At 74.2% G+C, this 26,120-nt stretch carries 26 protein-coding genes; 16 read left to right on the forward strand and 10 right to left on the reverse strand.

The genetic code is table 11. The features are described 5' to 3' along the window. Nucleotides 1-43: 43 nt before the first annotated feature. The 5 genes from AB0946_RS25140 (at nt 44) to AB0946_RS25160 (ending at nt 5,643) form a co-directional block, all read left to right on the forward strand. The gene (locus AB0946_RS25140) at nt 44-1,318 is read left to right on the forward strand and encodes a sugar ABC transporter substrate-binding protein (RefSeq protein WP_366762908.1); all 1,275 of its coding nucleotides are present in this window, start codon (nt 44-46) and stop codon (nt 1,316-1,318) included. A gap of 11 nt (nt 1,319-1,329) precedes the next feature. Then, nucleotides 1,330-2,283 (forward strand): sugar ABC transporter permease, encoded by a 954-nt coding sequence (locus AB0946_RS25145; RefSeq protein ID WP_366762909.1) that lies wholly within the window; start codon nt 1,330-1,332, stop codon nt 2,281-2,283. A 5-nt stretch (nt 2,284-2,288) separates the two neighbouring features. Continuing rightward, the gene (locus AB0946_RS25150; RefSeq protein WP_366762910.1) at nt 2,289-3,116 is read left to right on the forward strand and encodes a carbohydrate ABC transporter permease; all 828 of its coding nucleotides are present in this window, start codon (nt 2,289-2,291) and stop codon (nt 3,114-3,116) included. 33 nt (nt 3,117-3,149) lie between these two features. Continuing rightward, the gene (locus tag AB0946_RS25155; RefSeq protein ID WP_366762911.1) at nt 3,150-4,547 is read left to right on the forward strand and encodes a GH1 family beta-glucosidase; all 1,398 of its coding nucleotides are present in this window, start codon (nt 3,150-3,152) and stop codon (nt 4,545-4,547) included. Nucleotides 4,548-4,653: 106 nt separating this feature from the next. Then, nucleotides 4,654-5,643: an NAD-dependent epimerase/dehydratase family protein gene (locus AB0946_RS25160; RefSeq protein WP_366762912.1), complete on the forward strand. Its 990-nt coding sequence runs from the start codon at nt 4,654-4,656 to the stop codon at nt 5,641-5,643. Between the two features lie 21 nt (nt 5,644-5,664). Here AB0946_RS25160 and AB0946_RS25165 read toward each other — a convergent pair whose 3' ends face one another. Both AB0946_RS25165 and AB0946_RS25170 read right to left on the reverse strand, forming a co-directional pair. Continuing rightward, nucleotides 5,665-6,774 (reverse strand): HAMP domain-containing sensor histidine kinase, encoded by a 1,110-nt coding sequence (locus AB0946_RS25165; protein WP_366762913.1) that lies wholly within the window; start codon nt 6,772-6,774, stop codon nt 5,665-5,667. A 1-nt stretch (nt 6,775) separates the two neighbouring features. Next, nucleotides 6,776-7,558, reverse strand: a complete 783-nt coding sequence (locus AB0946_RS25170; protein ID WP_366762914.1) for a response regulator transcription factor — start codon at nt 7,556-7,558, stop codon at nt 6,776-6,778. Between the two features lie 123 nt (nt 7,559-7,681). Here AB0946_RS25170 and AB0946_RS25175 point away from each other — a divergent pair, with 123 nt between their 5' ends. Genes AB0946_RS25175 through AB0946_RS25185 form a run of 3 tightly spaced genes read left to right on the forward strand, consistent with a single transcriptional unit; the run spans nt 7,682 to nt 9,779 of the window. Then, nucleotides 7,682-8,386, forward strand: coding sequence for a glycosyltransferase family 2 protein (locus tag AB0946_RS25175; protein ID WP_366762916.1), 705 nt, complete (start codon nt 7,682-7,684; stop codon nt 8,384-8,386). After that, nucleotides 8,383-9,015 (forward strand): DUF2064 domain-containing protein, encoded by a 633-nt coding sequence (locus AB0946_RS25180; RefSeq protein WP_366762917.1) that lies wholly within the window; start codon nt 8,383-8,385, stop codon nt 9,013-9,015. Before AB0946_RS25175 ends, AB0946_RS25180 begins: the two co-directional genes overlap by 4 nt. Next, nucleotides 9,012-9,779: a class I SAM-dependent methyltransferase gene (locus tag AB0946_RS25185; protein WP_366762918.1), complete on the forward strand. Its 768-nt coding sequence runs from the start codon at nt 9,012-9,014 to the stop codon at nt 9,777-9,779. Before AB0946_RS25180 ends, AB0946_RS25185 begins: the two co-directional genes overlap by 4 nt. Before the next feature lie 313 nt (nt 9,780-10,092). Here AB0946_RS25185 and AB0946_RS25190 read toward each other — a convergent pair whose 3' ends face one another. Continuing rightward, complete coding sequence (locus AB0946_RS25190) at nt 10,093-11,355, reverse strand: molybdopterin-dependent oxidoreductase (protein WP_366762919.1); 1,263 nt, start codon at nt 11,353-11,355, stop codon at nt 10,093-10,095. Between the two features lie 113 nt (nt 11,356-11,468). Between AB0946_RS25190 and AB0946_RS25195 the strand changes: the two genes are divergently transcribed. Beyond that, the gene (locus AB0946_RS25195; protein WP_366762920.1) at nt 11,469-12,818 is read left to right on the forward strand and encodes a hypothetical protein; all 1,350 of its coding nucleotides are present in this window, start codon (nt 11,469-11,471) and stop codon (nt 12,816-12,818) included. Between the two features lie 212 nt (nt 12,819-13,030). On the opposite strand, the gene AB0946_RS25200 is transcribed toward AB0946_RS25195, so the two are convergent. Further along, entirely contained in the window at nt 13,031-13,720 is a 690-nt protein-coding gene (locus AB0946_RS25200) for a chaplin (RefSeq protein ID WP_366762921.1), read from the reverse strand. A gap of 276 nt (nt 13,721-13,996) precedes the next feature. On the opposite strand from AB0946_RS25200, the gene AB0946_RS25205 reads away from it, so the two are divergent. After that, on the forward strand, nt 13,997-15,655 hold the full coding sequence (locus AB0946_RS25205; RefSeq protein WP_366762922.1) for a catalase: 1,659 nt from the start codon (nt 13,997-13,999) through the stop codon (nt 15,653-15,655). Between the two features lie 55 nt (nt 15,656-15,710). On the opposite strand, the gene AB0946_RS25210 is transcribed toward AB0946_RS25205, so the two are convergent. Next, on the reverse strand, nt 15,711-16,568 hold the full coding sequence (locus tag AB0946_RS25210; RefSeq protein ID WP_366762923.1) for an MBL fold metallo-hydrolase: 858 nt from the start codon (nt 16,566-16,568) through the stop codon (nt 15,711-15,713). A gap of 264 nt (nt 16,569-16,832) precedes the next feature. On the opposite strand from AB0946_RS25210, the gene AB0946_RS25215 reads away from it, so the two are divergent. The 4 genes from AB0946_RS25215 to AB0946_RS25230 all read left to right on the forward strand — a co-directional run bounded on the left by AB0946_RS25215 (nt 16,833) and on the right by AB0946_RS25230 (nt 19,309). Continuing rightward, the gene (locus AB0946_RS25215) at nt 16,833-17,393 is read left to right on the forward strand and encodes a DUF2243 domain-containing protein (protein ID WP_366762924.1); all 561 of its coding nucleotides are present in this window, start codon (nt 16,833-16,835) and stop codon (nt 17,391-17,393) included. Nucleotides 17,394-17,416: 23 nt separating this feature from the next. After that, the gene (locus AB0946_RS25220) at nt 17,417-18,214 is read left to right on the forward strand and encodes a cytochrome c oxidase assembly protein (RefSeq protein ID WP_366762925.1); all 798 of its coding nucleotides are present in this window, start codon (nt 17,417-17,419) and stop codon (nt 18,212-18,214) included. A gap of 160 nt (nt 18,215-18,374) precedes the next feature. Further along, complete coding sequence (locus tag AB0946_RS25225; RefSeq protein ID WP_366762926.1) at nt 18,375-18,863, forward strand: MarR family transcriptional regulator; 489 nt, start codon at nt 18,375-18,377, stop codon at nt 18,861-18,863. Further along, a complete protein-coding gene (locus tag AB0946_RS25230; RefSeq protein WP_366762927.1) occupies nt 18,860-19,309 on the forward strand; it encodes a MarR family transcriptional regulator in 450 nt (149 codons plus the stop codon). The genes AB0946_RS25225 and AB0946_RS25230 overlap by 4 nt, the downstream gene beginning before the upstream one ends. A 74-nt stretch (nt 19,310-19,383) precedes the next feature. On the opposite strand, the gene AB0946_RS25235 is transcribed toward AB0946_RS25230, so the two are convergent. From AB0946_RS25235 to AB0946_RS25245, 3 genes are read right to left on the reverse strand one after another with little or no spacing between them, the layout of a single operon-like run. Further along, complete coding sequence (locus AB0946_RS25235; protein WP_366762928.1) at nt 19,384-20,331, reverse strand: M56 family metallopeptidase; 948 nt, start codon at nt 20,329-20,331, stop codon at nt 19,384-19,386. 6 nt (nt 20,332-20,337) lie between these two features. After that, on the reverse strand, nt 20,338-20,736 hold the full coding sequence (locus AB0946_RS25240) for a BlaI/MecI/CopY family transcriptional regulator (RefSeq protein WP_366762929.1): 399 nt from the start codon (nt 20,734-20,736) through the stop codon (nt 20,338-20,340). A 48-nt stretch (nt 20,737-20,784) separates the two neighbouring features. After that, a complete protein-coding gene (locus AB0946_RS25245) occupies nt 20,785-22,185 on the reverse strand; it encodes a PepSY domain-containing protein (RefSeq protein ID WP_366762930.1) in 1,401 nt (466 codons plus the stop codon). A gap of 133 nt (nt 22,186-22,318) precedes the next feature. On the opposite strand from AB0946_RS25245, the gene AB0946_RS25250 reads away from it, so the two are divergent. After that, nucleotides 22,319-22,963, forward strand: coding sequence for a peptide deformylase (locus AB0946_RS25250; RefSeq protein ID WP_014676465.1), 645 nt, complete (start codon nt 22,319-22,321; stop codon nt 22,961-22,963). A gap of 8 nt (nt 22,964-22,971) precedes the next feature. Here AB0946_RS25250 and AB0946_RS25255 read toward each other — a convergent pair whose 3' ends face one another. After that, the gene (locus AB0946_RS25255) at nt 22,972-24,402 is read right to left on the reverse strand and encodes an NAD(P)/FAD-dependent oxidoreductase (RefSeq protein ID WP_366762931.1); all 1,431 of its coding nucleotides are present in this window, start codon (nt 24,400-24,402) and stop codon (nt 22,972-22,974) included. A gap of 140 nt (nt 24,403-24,542) precedes the next feature. On the opposite strand from AB0946_RS25255, the gene trxA reads away from it, so the two are divergent. Continuing rightward, entirely contained in the window at nt 24,543-24,950 is a 408-nt protein-coding gene (gene trxA / locus AB0946_RS25260) for a thioredoxin (RefSeq protein ID WP_171150584.1), read from the forward strand. A 40-nt stretch (nt 24,951-24,990) separates the two neighbouring features. Here trxA and AB0946_RS25265 read toward each other — a convergent pair whose 3' ends face one another. Next, on the reverse strand, nt 24,991-25,992 hold the full coding sequence (locus tag AB0946_RS25265) for a LacI family DNA-binding transcriptional regulator (protein ID WP_366762932.1): 1,002 nt from the start codon (nt 25,990-25,992) through the stop codon (nt 24,991-24,993). Between the last annotated feature and the right edge of the window lie 128 nt (nt 25,993-26,120).

The raw sequence follows: 26,120 nt of genomic DNA on the forward strand, positions 1-26,120 counted from the left end.
GACCCGGCGACGAAGCCGGGCACACGACAGCAAGGGCCGCAGCATGTCGAAGCGCTTCAATCGCATTCCCGAGAGGTCCCCGGTCGCCCGGCGCCGGGGACGCTCCCGCAGGGCCGTGGCACCACTCACCGCCGTGTCGGTCCTGGTCGCCGGGGCGGCCCTGACCGGATGCGGTCAGCAGCGTGACGGCGACGTCTTCACCGTGATGAACTCGTCGACCGACGAGACCTACCACCGCTGGGACGCCGAGGCGATGGGCCGCTGCGGCGAGCAGCTCGGCGTCACCATCGAGCAGCAGAGCGTCCCGGCCGCGCAGGTGATGACGAAGGCGCTGCGCATGGCGTCCTCGAAGTCGCTGCCCGACATCGTCCAGTTCGACGCCTCGGAGATGCCGACGTTCGCCGAGGCGGGCGGCCTGGTGGACCTCAGGACGCTCGGCCTGAGCACCCGGGACATCCCCCAGGGCATCGTGAACTTCGGCTCGTACAAGGGCACGTACTACGGCGCGGCCCGGTCGGTGAACACCCTGGCGCTGTTCTACAACAAGGACGTCCTCGACCGGGCCGGTGTGAAGGTCCCCACCACCTGGGACGAGCTGCGCGAGGCCGCAAGGAAGCTCACCGGCGGCAAGCGGTACGGGCTGGCGCTCAGCGCGGGCGGCGCGGAGGACGGCGTCTTCCAGTTCACGCCGTTCATGTGGTCCAACGGCGGCGACGAGACCAGGCTGGACAGCCCGCAGGTCGCCGGCGCGCTCGACTACTGGAAGACCCTGCTGGCGGACGGCTCGCTGTCGAAGTCGACGGTCAGCTGGACGCAGGCGGACGTCAACGACCAGTTCATGGCGGGCAACGCGGCGATGATGATCAACGGCCCCTGGCAGGTAGAGACGCTCAACACCAAGAAGTCGCTGCACTGGGGCATCGCGAAGATCCCGGTCCCCCGGCCGGGCGCGCCCTCCGTCGGCCCGCTCGGCGGTGCCGTGCTCACCGTGCCCAACACCGGCGACGAGGCGCGGGAGAGGCGGGCGGGCGAGATCGTCGCCTGTCTGGCGAGCCGGAAGGAACAGCTGACCTACGCGCTCAACAGCTGGATGGTCCCGGCCAACGCCAAGGCCGCCGCCGTGTGGCGCACCCGGGTGCCCGAGCTGGACGCGCTCGCCGACCAGGTCGCCGCCGCCCGGTCCCGGACCGCCAAGCTCGGCGCCGGCTGGCCGAGCGTGTCGCTCGCCCTGCAGAGCGCCTTCCAGTCCGCCCTGACCGGCCAGTCCAGCGAGGCCGCCCTGAAGCGCGCCCAGCAGCGGGCCACGAGCGGGAACTGAGGTAAGCCACCATGACCACGTCCATCGTCACCGCCCAGGCGCCCGGGACGGCGTCCCGGACGGCCACCGCGCCGGACCCGGCCCGGCTGCGCCGCCGCCGCAGACTGGCCCAGTGGGGGTTCGTCGCCCCCGCGGTCGTCTTCATGCTGCTGTTCTTCGGCTACCCGCTCGTCCGCAACGTCGTGATGAGCTTCCAGCACTTCACACCGAAGACGTTCTTCACCGGCGACGCGCCCTTCAACGGCGCCGACAACTGGTCGAACGTGTTCCGGGACCCGCTGTTCGGCAAGGCGCTCTGGCACACCCTGGTCTTCACCGCCGGGTCGCTGCTCGGCCAGTTCTGCATCGGGCTCGCGCTCGCGGTGTTCTTCGGCCGCCGCTTCCCGCTGAACGGTGTCCTGCGGTCGCTGATCCTGCTGCCCTGGCTGGTGCCCATGGTGGTGTCCGGCATCGTGTGGCGCCGCATCCTCGACCAGGACACGGGCGTCCTGAACTCGTTCCTGGACACGCTCGGCCTCGGCGGTCACACCCCGTGGCTGACCAGTCCCGGCATGGCGCTGCTGTCGGTGATCCTGGTCAACATCTGGATCGGCATCCCGTTCAACATGGTCATCCTCTACGGCGGTCTCCAGGAGATCCCCAAGGAGCTGTACGAGGCGGCCGCCCTGGACGGCGCCTCGGCCTGGCGGACCTTCCGCTCCATCACCCTGCCGCAGCTCAGGCCGGTGATCACCGTCGTCCTCGTGCTCGGCTTCATGTCGACGGTGAAGATCCTCGACCTGATCCTCGCGCTCACCGACGGCGGTCCGGCCGACGCCACCCAGACCCTGGGCACGCTGACCTACCAGAACTCCTTCGTACGGCTGGACTTCGGCGCGGGCGCGGTCGTCGGCAACGTACTCATCCTTGTCTCCGCGGTCTTCGCGGTGTTCTACCTGCGGGCCAACCGCACCGAGGGGAAGTGACGTCCATGGCCGCTCGCACGCCCACGACATCCGGGCGCCGCTGGGGTTCCACCCTCGCCGGTGTGCTCATCCTGTGCGTGATGCTGTTCCCGCTGTACTGGATGCTCAACACCGCGCTCCAGCCCGCCTCGGGTCTGCTCCAGGTCGACCCGGTGCCCGCCGGCCTGGACCTGTCCGGCTTCTCCAAGGCCCTGGACGACCAGGGCGGTCACCTGCTGACCTCGCTGGCCGTCTCGCTCGGCGCGGTCGTCATCTGCCTCGCGGTCTCCGCCCCGGCGGCCTACGGGCTGGCCCGGTTCGGCCTGCGGGGCTCCCGTACGATCGTCTTCGGCACGCTGATCACCCAGATGGTGCCGGGCATCGTCATCGCCAACGCGCTCTACAACTCGTACGTCGACCTCGGCCTGGTCAACTCCTACTTCGGGCTGATGCTGGCGGACGCCTCGCTCGGCATCCCGTTCTCGATCGTGCTGATGCGGTCCTTCATGGTGTCGATCCCGGGTGAGGTGATCGAGGCCGCGCAGATGGACGGTGCCGGACCGGTGCGGACGTTCCTGCGGGTCGTCCTGCCGATGAGCCGCAACTCGCTGATCACGTCGGGGCTGTTCGCCTTCCTCTTCTCGTGGAGCGACTTCATGTTCGCGCTCACGCTGAACACGACCGACGACGTCAAGCCGGTCACGCTGGGCATCTACCAGTACATCGGGGCCCACGTCGGCGACTGGGGCTCGGTGATGGCCGCCTCCGTGCTGTCCGCGGTGCCGGCGGCGATCCTGCTCGTCCTCGCCCAGAAGTACATCGCCGCCGGCATCACCGGCGGTTCCGTCAAGTGACCCGCCCCCCCAGCATCCCTGGAAACGGCCTCCATGACTGACTTCCCCGACACAAGCGGCTTCCCCGGCTTCCCGCCCGGCTTCGTCTTCGGCGCCGCGACCGCCTCGTACCAGATCGAGGGCGCGGCCCGGGAGGACGGCCGCGGGCCGTCGATCTGGGACACCTACAGCCACACGCCGGGCCGGACGGCGAACGGCGACACCGGAGACGTGGCCTGCGACCACTACCACCGCTACCGGGAGGACGTGGCGCTGCTGCGCGACCTGGGCGTGGACTCGTACCGCTTCTCCATCGCCTGGCCGCGGATCGTGCCCGACGGCTCCGGCCCGGTGAACCCGAAGGGGCTGGACTTCTACTCCCGGCTCGTCGACGAGCTGCTCGCCGCCGGCATCGAACCGGCCGCCACCCTGTACCACTGGGACCTGCCGCAGGCGCTCGAGGACCGGGGCGGCTGGCGGGTGCGGGAGACGGCGGAGCGGTTCGCCGAGTACACCGCCGTCGTGGCCGGGCACCTGGGCGACCGGGTGCCGCGCTGGATCACCCTCAACGAGCCGTGGTGCAGCGCCTTCCTCGGCTACTCCGTGGGCCGGCACGCGCCCGGCGCCCAGGAGGGCCGGGGCGCGCTGGCCGCCGCCCACCACCTGCTGGTCGGCCACGGCCTGGCGGTCGGGGCGCTGCGGGCGGCCGGGGTGCGCGAGGTCGGCATCACCCTCAACCTCGACCGCAACCTGCCGGCCGGCGACTCCCCCGCCGACCTCGCGGCCGTGGTCCGCGCCGACACCCAGCACAACCTGGTGTGGACCGAGCCGATCCTCGCGGGCCGCTACCCGGCCACCGAGGAGGAGACCTGGGGCGAACTGATCACCGGGGCGGACTTCCGGCGGGACGGCGACCTGGAACTGATCTCCCGCCCGCTGGACTTCCTCGGCGTCAACTACTACCGGCCCATCGTGGTCGCCGACGCCCCGCACCGCGAGGCCGACCCGGCCCGGCGGGTGGCCACGGACAACCGCTACACGGAGGTCGGGCTGCCGGACGTGCGGCGCACGGCGATGGGCTGGCCGGTGGTCCCGGGCTCCTTCACCGACCTGCTGGTCCAGCTCAAGGAGCGGTACGGCGACGCGCTGCCGCCGGTCCACATCACGGAGAACGGCTCGGCGGAGGACGACACGCCCTCCGCCGACGGCGCGGTGCACGACACCGACCGGGTGGCCTACCTGCGCGACCACCTCACCGCGCTGCGCGCCGCGATGGACGCCGGCGTCGACGTCCGCGGCTACTACGTCTGGTCGCTGCTGGACAACTTCGAGTGGGCCCTCGGCTACGACAAGCGCTTCGGGATCGTCCGCGTCGACTACGACACCCAGCGACGCACGCCGAAGGACAGCTACCACTGGTACAAGGCGATGATCGCCGCGCAGCGGGGCTGACGCGGGTTCCCGGTTCGACGCCGGCCGTTCCGCGCCCGTCTTACGGAGTCGTGACGTGCGGGCGCGGCCTTGCGGCCCGGTGCGGCCGCGGGCCTAGCGTGGGGGCATGCGGGTACTGGTCACCGGCGGCGCCGGGTTCATCGGGTCTCATGTGTGCGCGGCGCTGGCGGCGCGCGGGCACGAGGCGGTCGTGTTCGACGTGCGCTCGGACCCGGCCGCCGACGTGCGTGACCCGGCGGCGGTCGCGCGCGCCGTGGCCGGTGTGGACGCCGTCTGTCACCAGGCCGCGATGGTCGGGCTCGGAGCGGGGTTCGCGGACGCGGCGGAGTACGTCTCCCGCAACGACCTGGGCACCGCCGTGCTCCTCACGGCCATGGCCGGGGCCGGGGTACGGCGCCTGGTGCTGGCCGGGTCGATGGTCGTGTACGGCGAGGGACGGTACGTGTGCCCGCGCGACGGGGTCGTACGGCCGGGCCCGCGGGCCGTCGCCGATCTGGACGCGGGCCGGTTCGAGCCGCGGTGCCCGGTGTGCGGCGCGGAGCTGACGCCCGGGCTGGTCGGTGAGGACGCGCCGGCCGACCCGCGCAACGTGTACGCCACGACCAAGCTGGCGCAGGAGCACCTGGCCGCCGCCTGGGCCCGGTCGACCGGCGGCTGGGCCGTGTCGCTGCGCTACCACAACGTGTACGGACCCCGGATGCCCCGCGACACCCCGTACGCCGGCGTCGCCTCCTTCTTCCGGTCCGCGCTCGCCCGGGGTGAGGCGCCCCGCGTCTTCGAGGACGGGCGGCAGCGCCGGGACTTCGTGCATGTGCGGGACGTGGCCGCGGCCAACGTCGTCGCGCTGGAGGCGGGGTCCGCGCCGGGCGCGCTGACCGCGTACAACACCGGCAGCGGCGAGCCGCACACCGTCGGGGAGATGGCCCGCGCGCTGGCCGGCGCCCACGGCGGTCCCGCGCCGGTCGTCACCGGGGAGTACCGCCTGGGCGACGTACGGCACATCACCGCCGACTCCTCCCGGCTGCGGGCCGAACTGGGCTGGAAGCCGGAGGTCGGCTTCCAGGAGGGCATGCGCGAGTTCGCGGCCTCGCGGTGAGCGGGGCCGGTGCGGCTCTCCCTAGAGGGCCGCCGGGAGTGTGACCTCGAAGCGGCAGCCGCCGGGGATGTTGTGCACGGTGGCCCGGCCCCGGTGGGCCTCCACGATTCCGCGCACGATGGCGAGGCCCAGACCCGCGCCGGCCGGCGGGGTGCGGGCGTGGGTGCCGCGCCAGCCGGTGTCGAACACGCGGGGCAGGTCCTCCTCCGGGATGCCGCCGCAGCCGTCCGTCACGGAGAGCACCACACCGTCGGGCGAGCGCCCGGCGGCGACGGCGACGGTGCCGTCGGCGGGCGTCCGGCGGATGGCGTTGACCAGCAGGTTGCCCAGGACGCGGCTCATCTCCTTGGCGTCGACCTCGACCGGGACCGGCTCCACCCGGTCGCCGACCAGCCGTACGCCGTGGGCGCGGGCCAGCGGGTCGGCTCCCGCGAGGGCGTCGCCGACGAGGTCGTGGAGCGAGATCCGGGACGGGCTCAGCGGGAGCGTGCCGGCGTGGATGCGGGAGAGTTCGAAGAGGTCGCCGACCATGTCGTTGAGGCGCTCGACCTCGGTGCGGATCTGCTTCAGATAGCGGCCGGGGTCGTCGGCGACGCCGTCCTCCAGGGCCTCCGACATGGCGCGCAGACCGGCGAGCGGGGTGCGCAGGTCGTGGGAGATCCAGGCGACGAGTTCCCTGCGCGAGGTCTCCAGCAGGCGTTCCCGTTCCCGGGACTCGGCGAGTCTGGCGCTGGTGGCCGCCAGTTCGCGGCTCAGTCCGGCCAGTTCGGCGGTGGCCGGGCCCGCGGGGGCGGCGAAGTCGCCGGCCTCGCCGAACGAGCGTGCCGCCATGGCGAGTTCATGGCTGCGGGCGACGACCCAGCGGCCCAGTACCAGTGCGGTCGCCAGGGAGACCACGGCCGCCATGGCGACGACCATCGTCACCACGCTCAGGTCGTGGGGGGACAGGAACATCGCCCGGGCGACGGCGAGGGTGCCGGCCAGCACGCCGCCCACGCCGACCGCCGCGATCACGGCGAGGGACACGGTGAGCGAGCGGCGCCGCAGCATGCGCAGCGCGGCCGCCCCGGCCAGACCCGTGACGGCGGCCCCGCCGAAGGCGAGCAGGGCGATGAGGACGGTGTCGCGCACGTCAGCCCTCTCCTTCCGCGCCGCTCGGCTCGAAGCGGTAGCCGACGCCCCACACGGTCTGGATCAGGCGCGGCCGGGCGGGGTCGTCCTCGACCTTGCCGCGCAGCCGGCGGATGTGGACCGTCACCGTGGACAGGTCGCCGAAGTCCCAGCCCCACACCTCGCGCATCAGGTCCTCCCGGCTGTAGGCCCTTCCGGGGTGTCGCAGGAAGAAGGCGAGGAGGTCGAACTCCCGCAGGGTGAGCGCGAGTTCGGTGCCGTTCCGGGTGGCGCGGCGAGCGGCCGGGTCGACGGTGACACCGGCCGCGGCCAGCGGACCGGTGCCCGTGCCGGGCAGCGCGCGGCGGAGCACCGACCGTACCCGCAGGACCAGTTCGCGGGGGCTGAACGGCTTGGTCACGTAGTCGTCGGCGCCGACCTCCAGGCCCGTGACGCGGTCGTCCTCGTCACCGCGGGCGGTGAGCATGACGACGGGGACGGGGGCCCGTGCGCGCAGCCGCCGGCAGACCTCGAGTCCGTCCATGCCGGGCAGCATCAGGTCCAGCACCACCAGGTCCGGCCAGTGGGCGGCGGCACGGGTGAGGGCGGCCGGGCCGTCGGCGGCGCGGTCGACCACGTAGCCGGCGCGGCCGAGGTATCCGGCGACGATCTCGGCGACGGTCGCGTCGTCGTCCACGACCAGGATCCGGGCGGTACCGGGGAGGGACACGGGATCCGGTGCGGCGGGGCGGAGTGCGGTCCCGTCCGTGACCGGGCGCCCGGCGGGCAGGTGCGGCTGCTGCATGCCTCCAGCCTGGCACCGGCCGCGTCGGGCGTCGCGCCCCTGGCCCGGTCCCGGCCCGGACGTCCGCGTTTCGTAAGCAGCGCCGGCCCGATATGCCCGGTTCGCATTCGTAGGGTGAACGGCGTGACCCCCTCATCCCCCTCATCGGCGGCGAGCGTGGACGTGGTGCTGCCCTGCCTGGACGAGGCCGAGGCCCTGCCCTGGGTGCTCGCCAGGATCCCGGCGGGCTGGCGCGCCCTCGTGGTCGACAACGGCTCCACCGACGGCTCGGCGGACCTCGCCCGCGCCCTCGGCGCGACCGTCGTGCACGAGCCGCGGCGCGGTTTCGGCGCCGCCTGCCACGCCGGGCTGACCGCCGCCACCGCCGACGTCGTCTGCTTCTGCGACTGCGACGCCTCCCTCGACCCCGGGCACCTCGTGCCCTTCGTCCGGGACGTCCTCGACGGCCGGGCCGACCTGGTCCTGGGACGGCGGCGGGCGCGGACCCCGCGCGCCTGGCCCGCGCACGCCCGGGCCGGCAACTTCGCGCTCGCGCGGCTGCTGCGCCGCCGCACCGGGCTGCGGCTGCACGACCTCGGCCCGCTGCGCGCCGCCCGCCGGGAGCCGCTGCTCGCGCTCGGCCTGAGCGACCGGCGCAGCGGCTATCCGCTCCAGATGGTGGTGCGCGCGGCCGACGCGGGCTGGCGGATCGCCGAGCACGACGTGCCGTACCTGCCCCGCGCAGGCGCCTCCAAGGTCACGGGCACCTGGCGCGGCACCTGGCAGGCGGTGCGGGACATGAGCCGCGTCCTGGCCGAGCCGCCGGCCGGCGGGAGGACCGCACCGTGACCACGCTGCTCGTGATCGCCAAGGAGCCGCTGCCGGGTCGCGTCAAGACCCGGCTCACCCCGCCGTTCAGCCCGGCGGAGGCCGCGGCGCTCGCCGAGGCCGCGCTCGCCGACACCCTGCGGGCCGTCGCGGCGGCCCCCGCGACCCGGCGCGTCCTGGTGCTGGACGGCAGCCCCGGTCCCTGGCTGCCGCCCGGCTTCGACGTCGTGCCGCAGTGCGCGGGCGGGCTGGACCTGCGGCTGGCCGACGCGTTCGCGCGGTGTTCCGGTCCCGCCCTGCTCGTCGGCATGGACACCCCGCAGGTGACCCCGGAGCTGCTCACCGTGGACTTCGCGGGATACGACGCGTACTTCGGTCCGGCGGAGGACGGCGGCTTCTGGGCGCTGGGACTGGCCGAGCCGGACCCGGCGCTGCTGCGCGGCGTGCCCATGTCGACGCCGTGGACGGGTGCCGTCCAGCGGCGGCGGCTGGAGGCCGCGGGACTGCGGGTGCGCGCACTGCCCCGGCTGCGGGACGTGGACACGGCCGCCGACGCGGTGGCGGTCGCCGCCCGGGCGCCGCACGGCCGGTTCGCCGCCCGGCTGGCCCGGTGCACCACGCACACCACCGGGTCCGGGACCGGGCGATGAGCACCCCGCCGGTCGTGCCCTGGGGCGGGCCCGGTCCCTACGCCGCCGCCCTGCGCACCGGGCGCGGCCCGCTGTTCCTGCGCCGGACCGACGGATGGCTGCTGCCGCTGGAGGTCGAGCGCTGGTGCGCGCGGGCGGACCCGGTCGACCGGGCGGTGCTGGACCGGTGCGAGGGCGCCGTGCTCGACGTCGGCTGCGGACCGGGGCGGCTGGTGGCGGAGCTCGCCGCCCGGGGCCGTACCGTCCTCGGCATCGACGTCAGCGAGGCCGCCGTCGACCACACCGTGCGGCTCGGCGGCCAGGCGCTGCGGCGCTCGGTGTTCGAGCCGCTGCCCGGCGAGGGGCGCTGGGACACCGTGCTGCTCATGGACGGCAACGTCGGCATCGGGGGCGACCCGCGCGCCCTGCTGGACCGGGTGGCCCGGCTGCTGCGGCCCGGCGGCCTGCTGATCGCCGAGACGGCCGCGGTGGACGTCGACGAACGGTCCGAGGTGCGGGTCGTCGACGGCACCGGCATGGAGACGGGCGGCGACGGCGCCTTTCCGTGGGCGCGGCTCGGTACCCCGGCCCTGCTGCGGTACGCGGGCCGGGCCGGCTGGCGGACCGTCGGTCAGTGGACGACCGGCCGGCGCCGTTTCGCCGCCCTGCGCAGTCGCAGCCCCCGCAGCGCGAGCAGCAGCGCCGAACCGGCGAACAGCACCGCGCTGATCAGCAGCCAGCGGGCGAGGAAGCCGTCCGCCGACAGACCGGTGGCGGACCGGTAGGGCCGGTCCACCATGCCGGTGATCAGCGGGAACCACACGAGCAGCAGCAGGCCGGACAGGGCGGCCGGGACCCGGACGTACATGGTCCGCTCCCGCCGCCCGGCGGCGCCCAGGGCGCGGACGACCGCCCGGTCCGCCACCGCGTACAGCGGCAGCAGCACGAGATCGTGCAGCAGGGCGGCGCCCACCAGCCAGAGCGCCACGGCCTGCCAGTCGCCCGCGAACAGCCGCACGCCCGCATAGCCGGCCAGCGCGAACGAGCAGGCCAGCAGCAGGATCTGCAAGGGGCTGCCGAGGGCCGGGCGCGGGCGCATCACAGCGCTCCGAAGGTCAGCCGGGCCACCCACTTGGTGTTGAGCACCCCGGGCGCCGCGGGCACGATGATCCGCGCCGGACGGCCGTGGTCGGGGGACAGCTCCTCGCCGTTGACGTACAGGGCGAGCAGGGAGCGCGGGTCGGCCACCTGGTTGGCGCGCAGGGCGGCCCGGCGGAAGGCCCCGCGCCGCTGGAGCGACTCCACGAACAGGTCCGGCGGATCGTCGTACCCGACGAGCGCGGCCAGGTCGCGCAGCCGGACCCCGCGCCACCACTGGTCGTCCGTCGACCAGCCCTCGACGCAGGCGATGGGCAGCGCCGAGCTGTGCAGCGGCATGCGCAGCAGCTCGGCGCGGCTGAGACGGACCGTTCCGGTGCGGCCGGTGACGACGAGCCGCCATGCCTCCTCGGCGGTCTCCGCCGCGTCGATCCCGGCGTAGGCGGCCGTCTTGTTGATCTGGAAGCCGTTCGGCCCGCCGCCGGGGTCGGCTCCGCCGTGCGGCGCGAGGAGGGCGGTGCGCCGCAGCACGCCCCCGATGCTCTGGCCGGCGGTGGTGACGAGGAGCAGCAGCGAGGCACCCCCGACGAACCACAGTGCCCCGCGCCGGGACACGGTCGGCGGCAGCGGGCGGGGGGACACCAGCTCCCCCGGCTCCGGCGCGCGGGACACCCGCTCCCCGCGCTCCTCGCGCCGCCGGCGGAGGCTGCGTACGGCGGTCGGCAGTTTCAGCGCAGCGTGCGCCACGAACGCGGCGAAGAAGACCCAGGCGCCGTAGAAGTGCAGCGGGTAGAAGGAGCCGGGGAAGACGTAGTCGAGCTGGACGTTCAGGACGCCGGTGGTGAACTCGAACAGCCCGCCGCCGACGAGCAGGAGAAGGGAGATCCGCTCCAGGGCGTGGGCGAGCGAGCGGGCCGGGGGCAGGGCGAACAGCCTCGGCACGACCGACCAGAGCTTGGCCAGCAGCACCGGGATCAGGGCGATGCCGAGGGTGACGTGCAGGCCCTGGGTGAGCCGGTACAGCCAGTACGGGTCCGTCGGCCAGGCGAAGAGGTAGAACCCCAGGATCCCCTTGTCCGGTGTCTGGTCGTTCACCCGTGCGAGGCCCGGGTTGTAGGCGGCGTAGGACACCAGACCCGTCACGAACAGCACCGTGATGCCCACCAGCAGCACGACGCCGAGCACCGAGGTGAACCACGGACCGCGCAGCGGGCTGCGCCAGAAGCCGGGCGAGGAGGGAAGCCGCGGGTCGTCGTCTCGCATGGTGTCGACGGTAGGCCGGAACCACCGCCGAGCGGGGGCGCGACCCATGACGAAACGCTGACGTCGGGCCGCCGGTGTCCTCGTTCCCCCGGTCGCCGCCCTAGCGTTCCGGTGTGACCCAGCCTCCCCTCCGTGACCGGTACGCCGGCCTGCGCGCCGATCTCTGTGCCGCGTCGGCCGCCGCCCTGCTCGTCCTCGTCGCCGTGCTGGTCGGCCGGCACATCCAGGACACCCGGCGCACCCTCTTCGTGCACTGGCCGCCGCTGCTCGCCGAGTGGGACCCGCACGTGGGCCCGGGCACCCCGGCCGCCGTCCTGGTGGCGGTCGCCGTGGTGGTGTACGGGCCCGCCGTCGCCGCACGGCTGCCGTGGCGGGGGCTGCTCCTCGCGGCCTGGGCCGCGGCACTGGCCTGGACGTGGTCGCTGGCACTGGTCGACGGCTGGCGGCGGGGTGTGGCGGAGCGGCTCACCACCCGCAACGAGTACCTGACGGTGATCGGCCGCTTCCACGACCTGCCGGCCGCGCTGCGGGACTTCACCCACCACATCGTCAGCGGCTCCCCCGGCCCCTGGCCCGCGCACGTCGCCGGGCACCCCCCGGCGGCCACCGTCACCTTCGTCCTGCTGGACCGGGCCGGGCTGCGCGGCGGCGGCTGGGCCGGTGCCTGGTGCGTCACCGTGGGCGCGACCGCCTGCGTGGCGGTGCTGGTGGCGGTGCGGGCACTGGCCGACGAGCGCCTGGCCCGGCGGGCGGCGCCGTTCCTCGTCCTCGCCCCGGCCGCCGTGTGGGTGGGGGCCTCGGCCGACGGCTACTTCGCCGCGGTCGCCGCCTGGTCGGTGGCCCTGCTGGCCCTGGCGGTCACCGGACGGTCCGTGGCCTGGGCGGCGGGCAGCGGGCTGCTGTACGGCCTGACCTGCTATCTCTCGTACGGCCTGACGCTCTTCGCGCTGATCGGGGCGGCGGTGCTGGTGGCGGGACGGCGCCGGCCGCGACCGCTCCCGGTCGTCCTCTTCCTGGCCGGGCTGGCGGTCGTCCCGACGGTGTTCACGCTGGCCGGGTTCGACTGGTGGGAGGGGTACCGGCTGCTGGTGACGCGCTACTACCAGGGCGTCGGCGGCATCCGCCCCTACGGCTACTGGGTGTGGGCCAACCTGGCCTGCACGGCGCTGATCACCGGTCTGGCCACGGCGGCGGGGGTACGGCGGACGGGCGTGTCCCTCGCCCGCCGCCGCGCGGCCGCCTCCGCCGAGTCCCGGCTCGCCCTCCTGGTCGCGGCGGCCCTGGTCGCCCTGCTGGTCGCCGACCTGTCCGGCATGAGCAAGGCGGAGACCGAGCGCATCTGGCTGCCCTTCGCGATGTGGCTGCTCCCGGCCTGCGCGTTCCTCACCCGCCCACGCGGCTGGCTCACCGCCCAGGCGGCGCTCGCACTCCTGCTGAACCACGTGCTGCTCACCGGGTGGTGAACCGGCCCGCGGGGGCGTCGGCCGTCCCGGAGGGCGCGGCCACGGTCCCCGCGGCGCCCGAGCACACGGGCCGGACGGCCACCACCCGCCGGCCCTCCGACCGCGCGGCGCACGCGTCGACGGCCCCCGGGCCCGCCCGGCCGTCACCGGTCCGAGCGTGGCCGGGGACGGCCGCCGGCCGGGCGCCCGGCCGGGCCCCGCCGCGTCCGGGCTCAGGCCTCCGGGCCGGGCCTCCTCGTGCGGAAGCGGCGGTACAGCAGCGTGCCGCCCATCACCGAGGCCAGGCTCGCGGCGGCCGCCGCCCAGGTGTTCTCCGCTCCGGTGTGCGCCAGGGTCCCGGGCGGCTCGTGCCGTACGACGGGCGGGGTCGGCCGCGGCGCCGGGTGGGTGGCGGGCGGTTCCTGAGGCCGCGGGGGCTCGGAACGCACCGGCGGCGGGGTGACCCGCGTGGGCGGCTTGGGCGGGGTGGTCCGGCCGGGCTCCTCGGGGGCGTTCACGGACGTGTTGCCGAAGACGGGGTTGCCGACACCGACCACGTTCACGCTGTTGCCGCTGACGTTGACGGGCACGTCGACCGGCAACTGGATGCCGTTGCCGGAGACCAGGCCCGGCGAGTCCTGTGTGCGGCCGTGGGCCGTCGCCCCGCTCGGCTCCGCGGCCTGCTCCTTCTCCCCGGCCTGGCCGCCGCCCTTGTTGGCGCACGTGTTGCCCATGGCGGGGTTGAGCAGCCCCGCCACGTTCACGGTGTTCCCGCAGACGTTGACCGGGAGGTGCACCGGCAACTGGATGCCGTTGCCCGAGATCAGCCCGGGCGAGCCGCCCGCGGACCCGTCCGCGGCGGAGTCGGCGTGCACCGGTCCCGCCACTGCCATCGCGCCGGACGCGGCGGCGATGGCGATCACACTGTTTCGGGTAGCCCGTTTCATCGGTTCCCAGCCCTTCCAGACACGGTTGCGGGCACTCACCCGCACGGAAGGAAACGGCGCCGTAAACATGCAAGTTATGGTTTTTCAGCCTTTTGCCCTATACGGCGGTCCGGTGGGCGTGTCCGCGCCTCTTTCGCGCCCGAGAGCCGTACGGGGGTTCGGCACGGGCATGGCCGCGCGCCTTCGGGTACTCGGCCGGTGGTCGTGGCGACGCTTGTCGTACCGCCTTTCCCGTCTCTAGGAGCCCTCGACATGACTGACGTAGCAGGCACGGGTCCCGCCCCCGGGGACGACCGGAGGATCCTGACCAACCGGCAGGGCCACCCGGTCCACGACAACCAGAACCAGCGCACTGTCGGCGCCCGTGGGCCCGCGACGCTGGAGAACTACCAGTTCCTGGAGAAGATCAGCCACTTCGACCGCGAACGCATCCCGGAACGGGTGGTGCACGCCCGCGGCGTCACGGCGTACGGCTTCTTCGAGGCGTACGGCGCCTGGGGCGACGAGCCGATCGCCCGCTACACACGCGCGAAGCTGTTCCAGGAACGCGGCAAGCGCACCGACGTCGCCGTGCGCTTCTCCACCGTCATCGGCGGCCGTGACTCCTCGGAGGCGGCGCGCGACCCGCGCGGCTTCGCCGTCAAGTTCTACACCGAGGACGGCAACTGGGACCTGGTCGGCAACAACCTGGGCGTCTTCTTCATCCGGGACGCCATCAAGTTCCCGGACGTCATCCACGCCCTGAAGCCGGACCCGGTGGACTTCGAGCAGAAGCCGAACCGGATCTTCGACTTCATGTCGCAGACGCCGGAGGCCATGCACATGCTGGTCAACCTGTTCAGCCCGCGCGGCATCCCCGCCGACTACCGCCACATGCAGGGCTTCGGCGTCAACACCTACAAGTGGGTGAACGCCGAGGGCAACACCGTGCTCGTCAAGTACCACTGGATGCCCAGGCAGGGCGTGCGCTCGATGACCGAGGAGGACGCGGCCAACGTGCAGGCCGGCTCCCTCGGTCACGCCACCAAGGACCTGTACGAGGCCGTCGAGCGGGGCGAGTACCCCGAGTGGGAACTGCTCGTGCAGGTCATGGAGGACCACGAGCACCCGGAACTCGACTTCGACCCGCTGGACGACACCAAGACCTGGCCGGAGCAGGAGTTCCCGCCGAAGCCGGTGGGCCGGATGGTGCTGGACCGGATGCCGGAGAACTTCTTCGCGGAGAACGAGCAGATCTCCTTCGGCACCGGCGTGCTCGTCGACGGCCTGGACTTCTCCGACGACAAGATGCTGGTCGGCCGGACCTTCTCCTACAGCGACACCCAGCGCTACCGGGTCGGCCCGAACTACCTCCAGCTGCCGGTCAACCACGCGAAGAACGCCCACGTGCGCACCAATCAGCGCGACGGGCTGATGACGTACCACGTCGACGGCGGCGGGGAGAATCCGAGCGTCAACTACGAGCCGTCGATCCGGGGCGGCCTGCGCGAGGCGGAGTACCCGGCGCACGACGAGCAGGGCCCGGAGATCCGCGGCCGGCTCACCCGCAAGCGCATCCCCCGTACCAACGACTACCTCCAGGCGGGCCAGCGGTACCTGCTGATGGAGCAGTGGGAGCGCGACGACCTGGTGCGGAACCTGACCGGTCAGCTCTCCCGGTGCGACCGGTCGATCCAGGAGCGGATGGTCTGGCACTTCCTGCTGGTGGAGAACGACCTGGGGCTGCGCGTCGGCGAGGGCCTCGGCATCCGTCCGGAGGACGTCGCCGACCTGGAGCCGCTGGCCAGCCAGGACCTCACCGAGGAGGACAAGGAGCGGCTGGCGAACCTCGGCAAGAACCCGCCGCGGGACGTCGAGGGCCTCACCATGACGCACTGCGTGGCGGACGCGCGCCACGAGGTGACGAGGTGACCCGCTGAGGCCGCGCCCCTGACACTCCGGGGCGCCCGGCGCCCCGGAACGCCGGTCAGCCGACGACGGGCGCCGCGCCCGGCTCGGTCGCGAGCCGGGCGTGGTGCCCGCGCGGGCAGTGCACGATCCGGTCGCCGAGGCCGAGCCGGCCGGCCTCGGCCAGGAAGGCGGACAGGGGCGAGCGCATCACCGTGTACTCCTCGTAGTGCACGGGCAGGACGGTGCGGGGGCCGAGACGCCGGGCCAGTTCCGCACCCTGCCGGCCGTCCATGGTGACCAGGAAACCGCCGGGCAGCGTAGTGCCGCCCAGGTGCAGGACGGCCAGGTCGGCGGCCGGGAAGCGGCGGGTGATCTCGTCGAGACCGTCGTAGGGCAGGGTGTCGCCGGAGACGTACAGCCGGAGCCGCGGCGGGCCGCCCGCGGGACCGAGCTCGATCATGCTGCCCATCACCGGGGGCAGCAGTCGCCGCAGCACCGGATGTCCGGCGTGCCGTCCGGGCAACGCCGTGACCGCGGCCTGGACCGGGCCCTGCCGGAGGGTGAGCCCCTGCCAGGTGCGCAGTCCGGCCACCCGCTCGCGCCCGTGCAGCACCTTCAGGCGGCGCGCGGCGTGCGGGGTGCTCAGCACCGGCACCGAAGGGTCCAGGTGGCGCCGGGCCCGGCGGTCCCAGTGGTCGCCGTGCAGGTGGGACAGCACGATCCCGTCGAGGCGGGGCAGGTCCTCCGGTTGCAGGGCGGGTTCGGTCAGGCGCCGGCTCAGCAGACCGTTGCCGAGGTAGGCGTACTGGCCGAGGTGCAGGAAGTTGGGGTCGGTGAGCAGGGTCAGCGGCCCGTAGCGCAGCAGGACGGTCGCGTTGCCGAGGAAGTGCAGGTCGACCGTGTTGTCGGTGGGTGTGTCCGTGGTAGCGGGCATGGGTTCCGCCGCCCTTCCGTCCGAGGCGTCACAGGCGCCCGCACCGTCACGGGCGTGCCGGGTTCCTCCTGTGGCGGGCGGGTACCCCTGGCGGGCGGACGGCATGAGAGGAACTGTTCCGGCCGGCCGGTTCCGGCCCCCTGCCGCCCGAGTCCGCACAGATGGCCGAGCGTGCCGCAGCGGCGGAGCCGGGGAGCTGGTAGCTCTCGTAGGGCAGCCGCTGCCGTACGCGCCCGAGCGAGGTACCGACCGAGACGAGGAGCGATGACGACCACCGTGCGCGAGACCGGAGCCGAGAACACGCCGCCCAGCCTCCGGCTGCCCGGCCTGCTGCTGGGGGTGGGGCTCGGCGGATTCGTCGACGGCATCCTGCTGCACCAGCTCCTCCAGTGGCACCACATGCTGACCAGCACCGACCACGACCACATCGGGGTGAAGTACTACGACCCCCACACCGTCTCCGGGCTGGAGATGAACACCGTCTGGGACGGGGTCTTCCACACCGTGTGCTGGCTCGCCGTCCTCGGCGGCCTCGCCGTCCTGTACGCCCGGGTGACCACCGGCCGGCGGCAGGTGTGGGCCTCGCGGGTGCTCTGGGGCTGGGTGCTGTCCGGCTGGGGGCTGTTCAACCTCGTCGAGGGCGTCCTCGACCATCACGTTCTGAGCATCCACCACGTCCACGGCGGCCCCTACCAGGTGTGGTGGGACATCGGCTTCCTCGTGCTCGGCGCCCTGCTGCTGGCGGCCGGCCTGCTCCTGCGGCGCGGCGCCCGGCCCTTCGATCCGGCCGCGCCGAGCGCCGCGCGGCCCGGACACGCCCTCTGATGCCCGACGGCACCCACACGCACATGCATCACGCCGAGAACGGCGGCGCGTGGGAGGCCCTGCTCCCCGTCCTGGCCCTGCTGGTCTGCGCGGGCGGCTATCTGCTGCTGGCGCGCCGGGTCCGCCGCCGGAACCCCGTCCGGGGCTGGAACCCCTGGCGTACGGCCGCCTTCTGCGGGGGCCTCCTGCTGCTGGCGGCCGCGCTGCTGCCGCCCGTCGCCTCCCTCGCCCACCGTGACTTCCGCGGCCACATGGCCCAGCACATGCTCATCGGCATGTACGCCCCGCTCGCCCTGGTGCTCGGCGCCCCGACGACCCTCGTGCTGCGCGCCCTGCCGGCGTCCCGCGCCCGCCGTCTCACCGCGCTCCTGCACGGCGGCCCGGCCCGCCTGCTCGCCCACCCCGTGACCGGTCTGCTGCTGTCCACCGGCAGCCTCGCGCCGCTGTACTTCACCCCGCTCTACGACGCGGTCGCGGCCCGTCCGGCGGGCCACTGGCTACTGCACGCGCACTTCCTGCTGGCGGGCTGTCTGTTCGCGCACGCCGTCGCCGGACCCGACCCCGCCCCGGGCCGCCCCGGTGTGCTCGCCCGGCTGGTCTGCCTGGGCTGCGCCGTCGCGGTGCACGCGAGCGTCGCGCAGCTGATGTACGGCGGCTACTGGGTGGCCGTCCACGCTCCGGTCCCCCAGGTCCAGGGTGCTGCGGAGATCATGTACTACGGCGGTGACATCGCCGAACTCCTGCTGGCGGCGGCACTGGTCGCCACCTGGCGCCCGGCACGCGGCACGGTCACGGGGCACGCGGTCCGCTCTGCGCGGTAGGACGCGCGGGAGGCGTGGGGGCCGGCACGGCCGGGGGCCGGCACCCCCGGGCGGTCAGCAACCGCGGGCGGTCAGCAACCGCGGGCGGTCAGCAACCGCGGGCGGTCAGCAACCGCGAAAATAGTAGCCATGGACATAGTAGCCATGTACTCTATTCGGTATGAGCAAGGTGTCCGAAGGGGCCACGCCCGGTTTCCTGGTGTGGCGGCTGTCGATGAAGTGGCGGGTCGCGGTGGACCGTGCGGTGGCCCCGCTCGGTCTGACCCACGCGCAGTACTCCCTGGTGGCGTCGTTGTACGGCATGCAGCGCTCCGGGGTGCGTCCCAGCCAGCGGCGCCTCGCCGACCACACCGGTCTCGAGGCCCTGTACGTCTCGAAACTGGCCCGTGGCCTGGAATCGGCCGGCCTCCTCGAACGCACCCGGGACCCGGCCGACCCGCGGGCGGTTCAACTCGCCCTCACCGAGCGGGGCCGCGAGACCACCCGGAAGGCGATCGACGTCGTCCAGGGACTGCTGCGCCAGCTACTGGCGCCCCTCGGCGGGCCCGACAGCCCGCGCGCCCAGGAGTTCACCCGGGACCTGACGGCCCTGCTCGACGCACCGCTTGACCCGTTCGGCACCACCGATCACGAGACGGAGCAGTCATGACCACCACCGCACCCCGCGTCGACAGCCGCGTCATCGGCCTCGCCCACCACGCCCTGCGCGCCGTGCTGGGACGCGTCCTCGCCCCGCACGGCATCTCCTTCCTCCAGTCCGTCACCCTGCGGCTCGTGTCCCTCGCGGACGGGCCTGTCGAGCGGGCCGCGCTGGTGGCGAGCATCGTCGGCACGGTGAAGGTCGCCGAGAGCGACGCCGAGCGCGCCGTCGAGGACCTGGCGGCCGCCGGCCTGCTCGCCCCCGAGGGCGCCTCCCTCCTGCGGCTCACGGACGCGGGGCGCGCGGTGTACACCACCAGCTCCACCGAGGCCGCGACGGTCTCCGCCCGGCTGTACGCGGGCGTCTCCGAGGAGGACCGGGCGGTGACCGGCCGTGTGCTCGCCCTGCTCACCGAACGCGCGGACGCCGAGCTGGCCGGCCTGCGGAAGCAGTAGAGGCGCCCGGCCCCGGCGATGACGCCGGCCGTCCCCCCACGCGGCCCGGACGCAGCCGCCCGGCCGCCGCGTCGTCACAGCGGTGTCGCCGCGTGCAGGATCAGGAACAGGGTGACGACGGAGTTCGCCGACGACATCGCCGAGACCAGCGCCCCGGCCGCGGCGCCCCAGGCGGCCAGGCCGACCGAGGTGAACGCCGACGGCCAGGTACGGGCCGCGGGGGCGGGGGCCAGCAGCGCGGCCACCCGGCGCGGCACGGGGCCGGTCGCCGCGAGCGCGGCCACGGTCGGCACCGGTGTGCGCGGGGACAGCAGGGCCGCCTTGCCGATGGCGCGGGCGACCGTGCGCCGGTCACCGACCGCGCGGGCCGCCTCCTCGTCCGCCCACCGTTCGGCGGTGTAGACGACGGCGGTGCGCAACGGTCTCAGGAACGGGTTGGCGCGGGCGGCCAGGTGCGCGGCGAGCAGATGGCGGTGGTGACGGGCGGTCAGATGGGCGCGCTCGTGGGCGAACAGGGCGCGCCGCTCGGCGGGCGTGAGCCCGGCCAGGAGCGCCGTGCTGACGACGATCCTTCCCCGGCTCCGGCCGTGGCTCCGGCTCCCGGGGAGGGTGTACGCGTACGGCGTGCCGTCGGGGAGGACCGCGACCGTGGACCCCGGCACCCCGGTGAGCGCGCGGTGGGCGCGGCGGGTGACCCTGCGGTGCCGCCACAGGGTGCGGGCGCAGGCGGCGGCGACGACGGCGAGCGCGGGGATGGCGGCCCGGCCGGCCACCTCGTCGTGCGGGACGGCGGCCCGCACCTCCGGGTCGGACCAGCCGTCCGGCAGCGGGTTGCCGGGCAGTTGGGCGGTGCCGACCACCATGAGCAGGGCCAGGCAGAGCGTGCTGCACCCGGCCATGACGACGGCGACCGCGGTCAGCAGCCGGGTGGCGGTGCGCGGGTGCAGCCGGGTCTCGGCGAGGCGGGCGACCGGCCACGCGGACAGCGGCAGCACCAGCGGCAGGAAGACGAAGACCCCCATGAGCGGTCAGCCCTCCGTGCCGCCGGCGTCCGGGCCGGGGATGTCGAGCAGGGCCCGCAGCACCTGTTCGTCGCCGGGCGGCAGGGCGGTGACGAAGCTGGCCAGGACCGCCTCGCGGTCCCGTTCGCCGTCCAGCAGGCGGCGCATGCGCAGCGCAGCCAGCCGGGCCACGTCGGCCGTGGGCGTCCACAGGAACGACCGCCCGTGCCGTTCGCGGGAGACGACGTCCTTGGCGAGCAGCCGGGTCAGGATGGTGACGACGGTGGTGTAGGCGAGGTCGCCGCCGAGGCGCTGCTGCACCCAGGCCGCGGTGACCGGTCCGTCCGCCTCGCGCAGCGCGCCGAGGACCTGTCCCTCCAGCTCTCCCTGACCGCGCCGCCGGCCCCGGCCGTCTTCCCTCGTCATCCGTGGCTCCTCCCCCGTCACCCTGCTCCGCTCACCCGCCGTTCCACGCTACTTCACGCCACTGACACCCCCGTAGGCGCGGCGCCCGCGACGGTGCGCGATCTCGCCGAGGAGGACGTCGACGGCGAGGAAACAGGCCAGCGGGATGCCGAGCAGCGGCACGAACCAGCCGAGCACGGCGACGGCCGCGAGCGCCGGCACGAGCAGGTACGGCGGCACGTCCGCCCAGGCGCCGCGCGGGATCGGCCGGCCGAAGGCGGAGCCCCGGCCCCGCTGCCACCACATGCGGTAGCCCCAGACGATGAGCAGGATCAGGGCGAGCGCGAGCAGCGCGAGGGCGATCTGGTTGACGAGCCCGAACAGGACGCCGGTGTGCAGGTCGATGCCCCAGCGGGTGAGCTTGGCGAGCACCGGGTGATCGGCGAACCGCAGTTCGTCGGTGACCCGGCCGGTGGCGGGGTCGACGGCGACGGCGTCCTGCTTCTCGGGCCAGCTCCGCTGGATCTGCCGGACGACGTAGGCGCTGTCCGCGTCCGAGGGCGGCACGATCTCCACCGGGTCGCCGAGCCCCTTTTCGCGCGCCGCGGCGAGGACCCGGTCCAGGCCCACGCCGGGCTCGGCCGTGCCGCCGGCGGACGCGGCCGGGCCGTGTCCCGCGTGGTCGCCGCCGGCCGTGGCCGTCGAGACGGACGGGGTGGCCTGGCCGAGCGAGGTGCGCAGCTCGTCGATGTTCGCGCCCGCGTACGCCGACCAGGTCAGGCCGGTCGCGGACAGGAACAGGAACCCGGCGGCGGTCCAGACGCCGACGGTTCCGTGCAGGCCGAGGGTGCGGCGCCGGCCGCCGGTGCCGCGCACCCGGCGCAGGGCGCGGCGCCGGGAGAACCACAGCACCAGGCCGCCGCCCGCGATCACCCACAGCCAGCTCGCGGCCAGTTCGCTGTAGAGCCGGCCCATCTCGCCCAGGTGCAGATCGCGGTGGAGCTCGTCGATCCAGGTGCGCAGGGGCAGGGCGCCCGTCGCGCCGTACTGTTCGAGGGCACCGCGGACCGTGCCGGTGTACGGGTCCACGAACACGGCGAGGGTGTGCTGCGGGCCGACGCCCTCGACCCCGGAGAGCAGCACCCGGGTCGTGGCGCCGGCCCCGGGCGCTGGGCGCACGGCCGCGACGGTGCCCTCCGGGTGGGCCTTGCGGGCGGCGGTCACCTGGGCGGAGACGGGCAGCGCGCGCCCGCTTGCCGGAACGGTCAGCTCATGGCCGTAGACGAGCTTCTCGGCCTGGAAGGAGCCCGCGTACAGCAGTCCGGTGACGGCGGCGACGAGCAGGAAGGGCGCGACGAGCACGCCGGCGTAGAAGTGCAGGCGCAGCACCAGGGGGCGCAGGGGCGCCCAGCGGCCGCGGGCGGCGGGGCGGGACGTCTCGGCCGGGGTGGCCGGGGGAGCTGTGGTCATCGGCGGGGCTCTCCGGGGCTCGGGGCGAAAAGCGAGGGCGGTCCAGTAGTCGGACCGCGAAGGGGCTGAGTTCCCCGGGGTGTTGGTGACCTGGGCCACAGGGGACGGCGGGCGGGCGTGGCATGCTGACGCGATGGCACCTCCCCGTGATCACGCACCGCTCGCCGAGCGGGTCGAGGAACTCCTCGCCGCCGGCGGCCCCCTGCCCATCGTCGCGGCCGGACAGCCGGTGCTGCGGCGCGGCACCGAGCCGTACGACGGCCAGCTCGGCCCCGCGCTGCTCGCCCGGTTCGTCGAGGCCCTGCGCGTCACCATGCACGCGGCCCCCGGTGTGGGTCTCGCCGCCCCGCAGGTCGGTGTGCCGCTGCGGATCGCGGTCATCGAGGACCCGGCGCAGGTTCCCGAGGAGGTGGCGGTGGCCCGGGGCCGGGTGCCGCAGCCCTTCCGGGTCCTGGTCAACCCCTCGTACGAGCCCGTCGGCACCGCCAGGGCCGCGTTCTTCGAGGGCTGCCTGAGCGTGCCGGGGTGGGTCGCGGTGGTGGCCCGGCACGCCGAGGTACGGCTGCGCGGCGCGGACGAGCACGGCCGCGCGCTGGACGAGGTGTTCACCGGCTGGCCGGCCCGGATCGTCCAGCACGAGACGGACCACCTCGACGGCACCCTGTACCTGGACCGCGCGGAGCCCCGCTCGCTGTCCACCACCGAGGCGGCGCTGGCCCTGTGGGCCCAGCCGACGCCGGAGGCGGCGGCCGAGGCCCTGGGCTTCGAACTGCCGTAGCCCGCCGCTCAGTTGTCCCGGTACGCCTCCAGCAGCCGCAGCCACACCTCGCTCAGCGTCGGGTACGACGGGACGACGTGCCAGAGCCGGCTGACCGGGACCTGTCCGGCGACCGCGACGGTGGCCGAGTGGATGAGTTCGCCGACGCCGGGGCCGACGAAGGTGACCCCGCGCAGGATCTCGTCCTCCAGGTCCACGACCATCCGGGCGCGGCCCTTGTAGCCGTCGCCGTACAGGCCGGCGCCCGCGACGGAGGAGAACTCCACGTCGACGGCGCGGACGCGGTGGCCGGCCTGTTCCGCCTCGGCGAGGGAGAGCCCGACCGCGGCGGCCTCCGGGTCGGTGAAGACGACCTGGGGCACGGCGTCGTGGTCGGCGGTGGCGGCGTGCGCGCCCCAGGGCTCCTCCGCGACCGTGCCGCCGGTGGCGCGGGCGGCGATGGCGGCACCGGCGACGCGGGCCTGGTACTTGCCCTGGTGGGTGAGGAGGGCGCGGTGGTTGACGTCGCCGACCCCGTACAGCCAGTCGGTGCCGGTCACGCGCAGGCTGTCGTCGACGTCCAGCCAGGAGCCGGGTTCCAGGCCGACCGTCTCCAGGCCGATGTCGTCGGTGTGCGGGACGCGGCCGGTGGCGAAGAGGATCTCGTCGCCCTCGATCCGGTCACCGGCGGAGGTGACGACCACGACCGTGCCGTTCTCACGGCTGACGGACTCCACGGAGGTGCCGGTGCGCACGTCGACGCCCGCCTCGGTGAGGGCCTCGGCGACCAGTTCGCCGGCGAACGGCTCCATGCGGTTCAGCAGGCCCTTGCCGCGCACCAGCATGGTGACCCGGGAGCCGAGGGCCTGCCAGGCGGTGGCCATCTCGGTGGCGACGACACCGCCGCCGACGACGATGAGCCGGCCCGGGACCGCCTGGGCGCTGGTGGCCTCCCGGCTGGTCCAGGGCCTGACCTCGGCGAGTCCCGGCAGGTCGGGCAGCTGGGCCCGGGTGCCGGTGGACACGGCGACGGCGTGCCGGGCGGTGAGGGTGGTGACCGTGCCGTCGGAGCCGGTGACCGTGACCGTGCGGGGACCGGCCAGCCGGCCCTGGCCGCGGTACAGGACCGCGCCGGTGCCCTCCAGCCAGCCGACCTGGCCGTCGTCCTTCCAGTCGGCGGCGAAGTAGTTCCGGCGGGCCAGGACGGCCGGGGCGTCGAGCGGGCCCTGGACGGCCTGGGCGAGGCCGGGCAGGCGGCGGGCGTCGGCCTGCGCTATGACCGGCCTGAGCAGGGCCTTGCTGGGCATACAGGCCCAGTACGAGCATTCGCCGCCGAGCAGTTCGCTCTCCACGAGGGCCGTGGTGAGGCCGGCCGCGCGGGTGCGGTCGGCGACGTTCTCCCCCACGGGACCGCCCCCGATCACCACGACGTCGTAAGCGATGGATTCCGTTTCCGTCATGGAGTCAGTCTGGTGGGTGGTGTGCGCCGTGGCCACACGGGTACGCGCGCGGAACAGGGGCGTGCACGGGCGGAATAGGCGGCCGGGCGGCCGTGTTTCCGCCGTCGGCACACCCCACACCAGGAAGAGGGAAACACGCCATGAGCAGCACTGTGGAGCTGACCAAGGAGAACTTCGACCAGATGGTCTCCGAGAACGAGTTCGTTCTCATCGACTTCTGGGCGTCCTGGTGCGGGCCGTGCCGGTCGTTCGCGCCCGTCTACGAGAAGGCCGCCGAGGAGAACCCCGATCTGGTCTTCGCGAAGGTGGACACCGAGGCGCAGCCGGAGCTGGCCGCCGCCTTCGACATCCAGTCGATCCCGACGCTGATGATCGTGCGCGACCAGGTCGCGGTCTACGCCCAGCCGGGCGCCCTGCCCGCGCCGATGCTCGCCGACCTCATCGGGCAGGCCCGCAAGCTGGACATGGACGAGGTCCGCAAGGACATCGCCGCCCAGCAGGGTCAGGCCCAGGAGGGGCAGGAGCAGCCGGGTCAGGCGCAGCAGTAACGCGTGCGGGGCCGCGGTGACACCGGGGTGCGGGTCCGGATCAGCTGGACTCCCGCCGGATCACCGAGGCCCCCAGCACGGTGCGCACCTCGGGCTCGCCGCCCGGGTCGCGCACGGCACGGTCGACGAGTTCGGCGAGGTCCTGCCCCGAGGGCAGTTCGATGCGGACCGTGCTCAGCCGGGGCCGCAGCAGCCGGCCCAGCATCAGGTCGTCGGCACCGATGACGGCGACGTCCTCGGGAACGCGCACGCCCTCGTCCTGGAGGGCGCGCATGAGCAGCATCGCGTACTCGTCGTTGTAGGCGAACACCGCGTCCAGACCGGACCCGGACCAGCGGGAGGCCAGCGCGGCCGCGGCCTCCTCGGTGTAGGCGAGCGGCAGTTCCGTCACGGTGGCGTCCGTGCCCCGCAGCGCCTCGCGCACGCCCGCGAGCCGGGGCCGTGAGTACGCCTCCAGTCCCGGTTCCCCGGGCAGCACGACACCGATCCGGCGCCGGCCCCGGGCGTACAGGTGGGCGCCCGCGCAGTGACCGACGGCGTCGTGGTCCATCTGCAGGGCGTGCGCTCCCTCCACGCGGCCGGGACCGAGGGTGACCACGGCCCGGGCGCCGGACCGCTTGAGGACGGCGACGCCTTCGGGGCCGAGACCGGCGCCGGGCACCAGGACGGCGACCGGCCTGAGCTCCGCCCAGGCCCGGACGGCCTCGTCCCCCTCCAGACCGACGCTGCCGTACTGGACGACGGTGTAGTCCAGCCGGCCCAGCGCCCACTGGAGTTCGTTCAGGAACCGGCTGTACAGGGGGCCCACCGGGATCGCCGGGGCGGGCATGAGGACCATACGGCTGCGTCCGGCGCGCAGGCTGCGGGCGGCGGCGTGGGGGACGTACCCCAGTTCGCGGGCGGCCTCGTGCACGCGCCGGCGGGTCGGTTCGCTGATCCGTACGGCGCCGGTGTTGTTGAGGACGTAGGAGACGGTCGCGCGCGAGACGCCGGCCAGGCGGGCCACATCGGCGCTCGTGGGCGTGTTCGGTATCTGCACCATGACGGACCGCATCCTGGCAGAGGGGCGGGGACCGGGGTCGGGCGGGGCAAGGTGGTTCATCGTTTGACAAAGAGGACCTCCGCGCGACCGATGACGAACATGTTCGCCCCGAACTTGTTCGTAACGAA

It is taken from the genome of Streptomyces sp. NPDC046870 (genome assembly GCF_040704595.1).
Lineage (GTDB): Bacteria > Actinomycetota > Actinomycetes > Streptomycetales > Streptomycetaceae > Streptomyces > Streptomyces argyrophylli.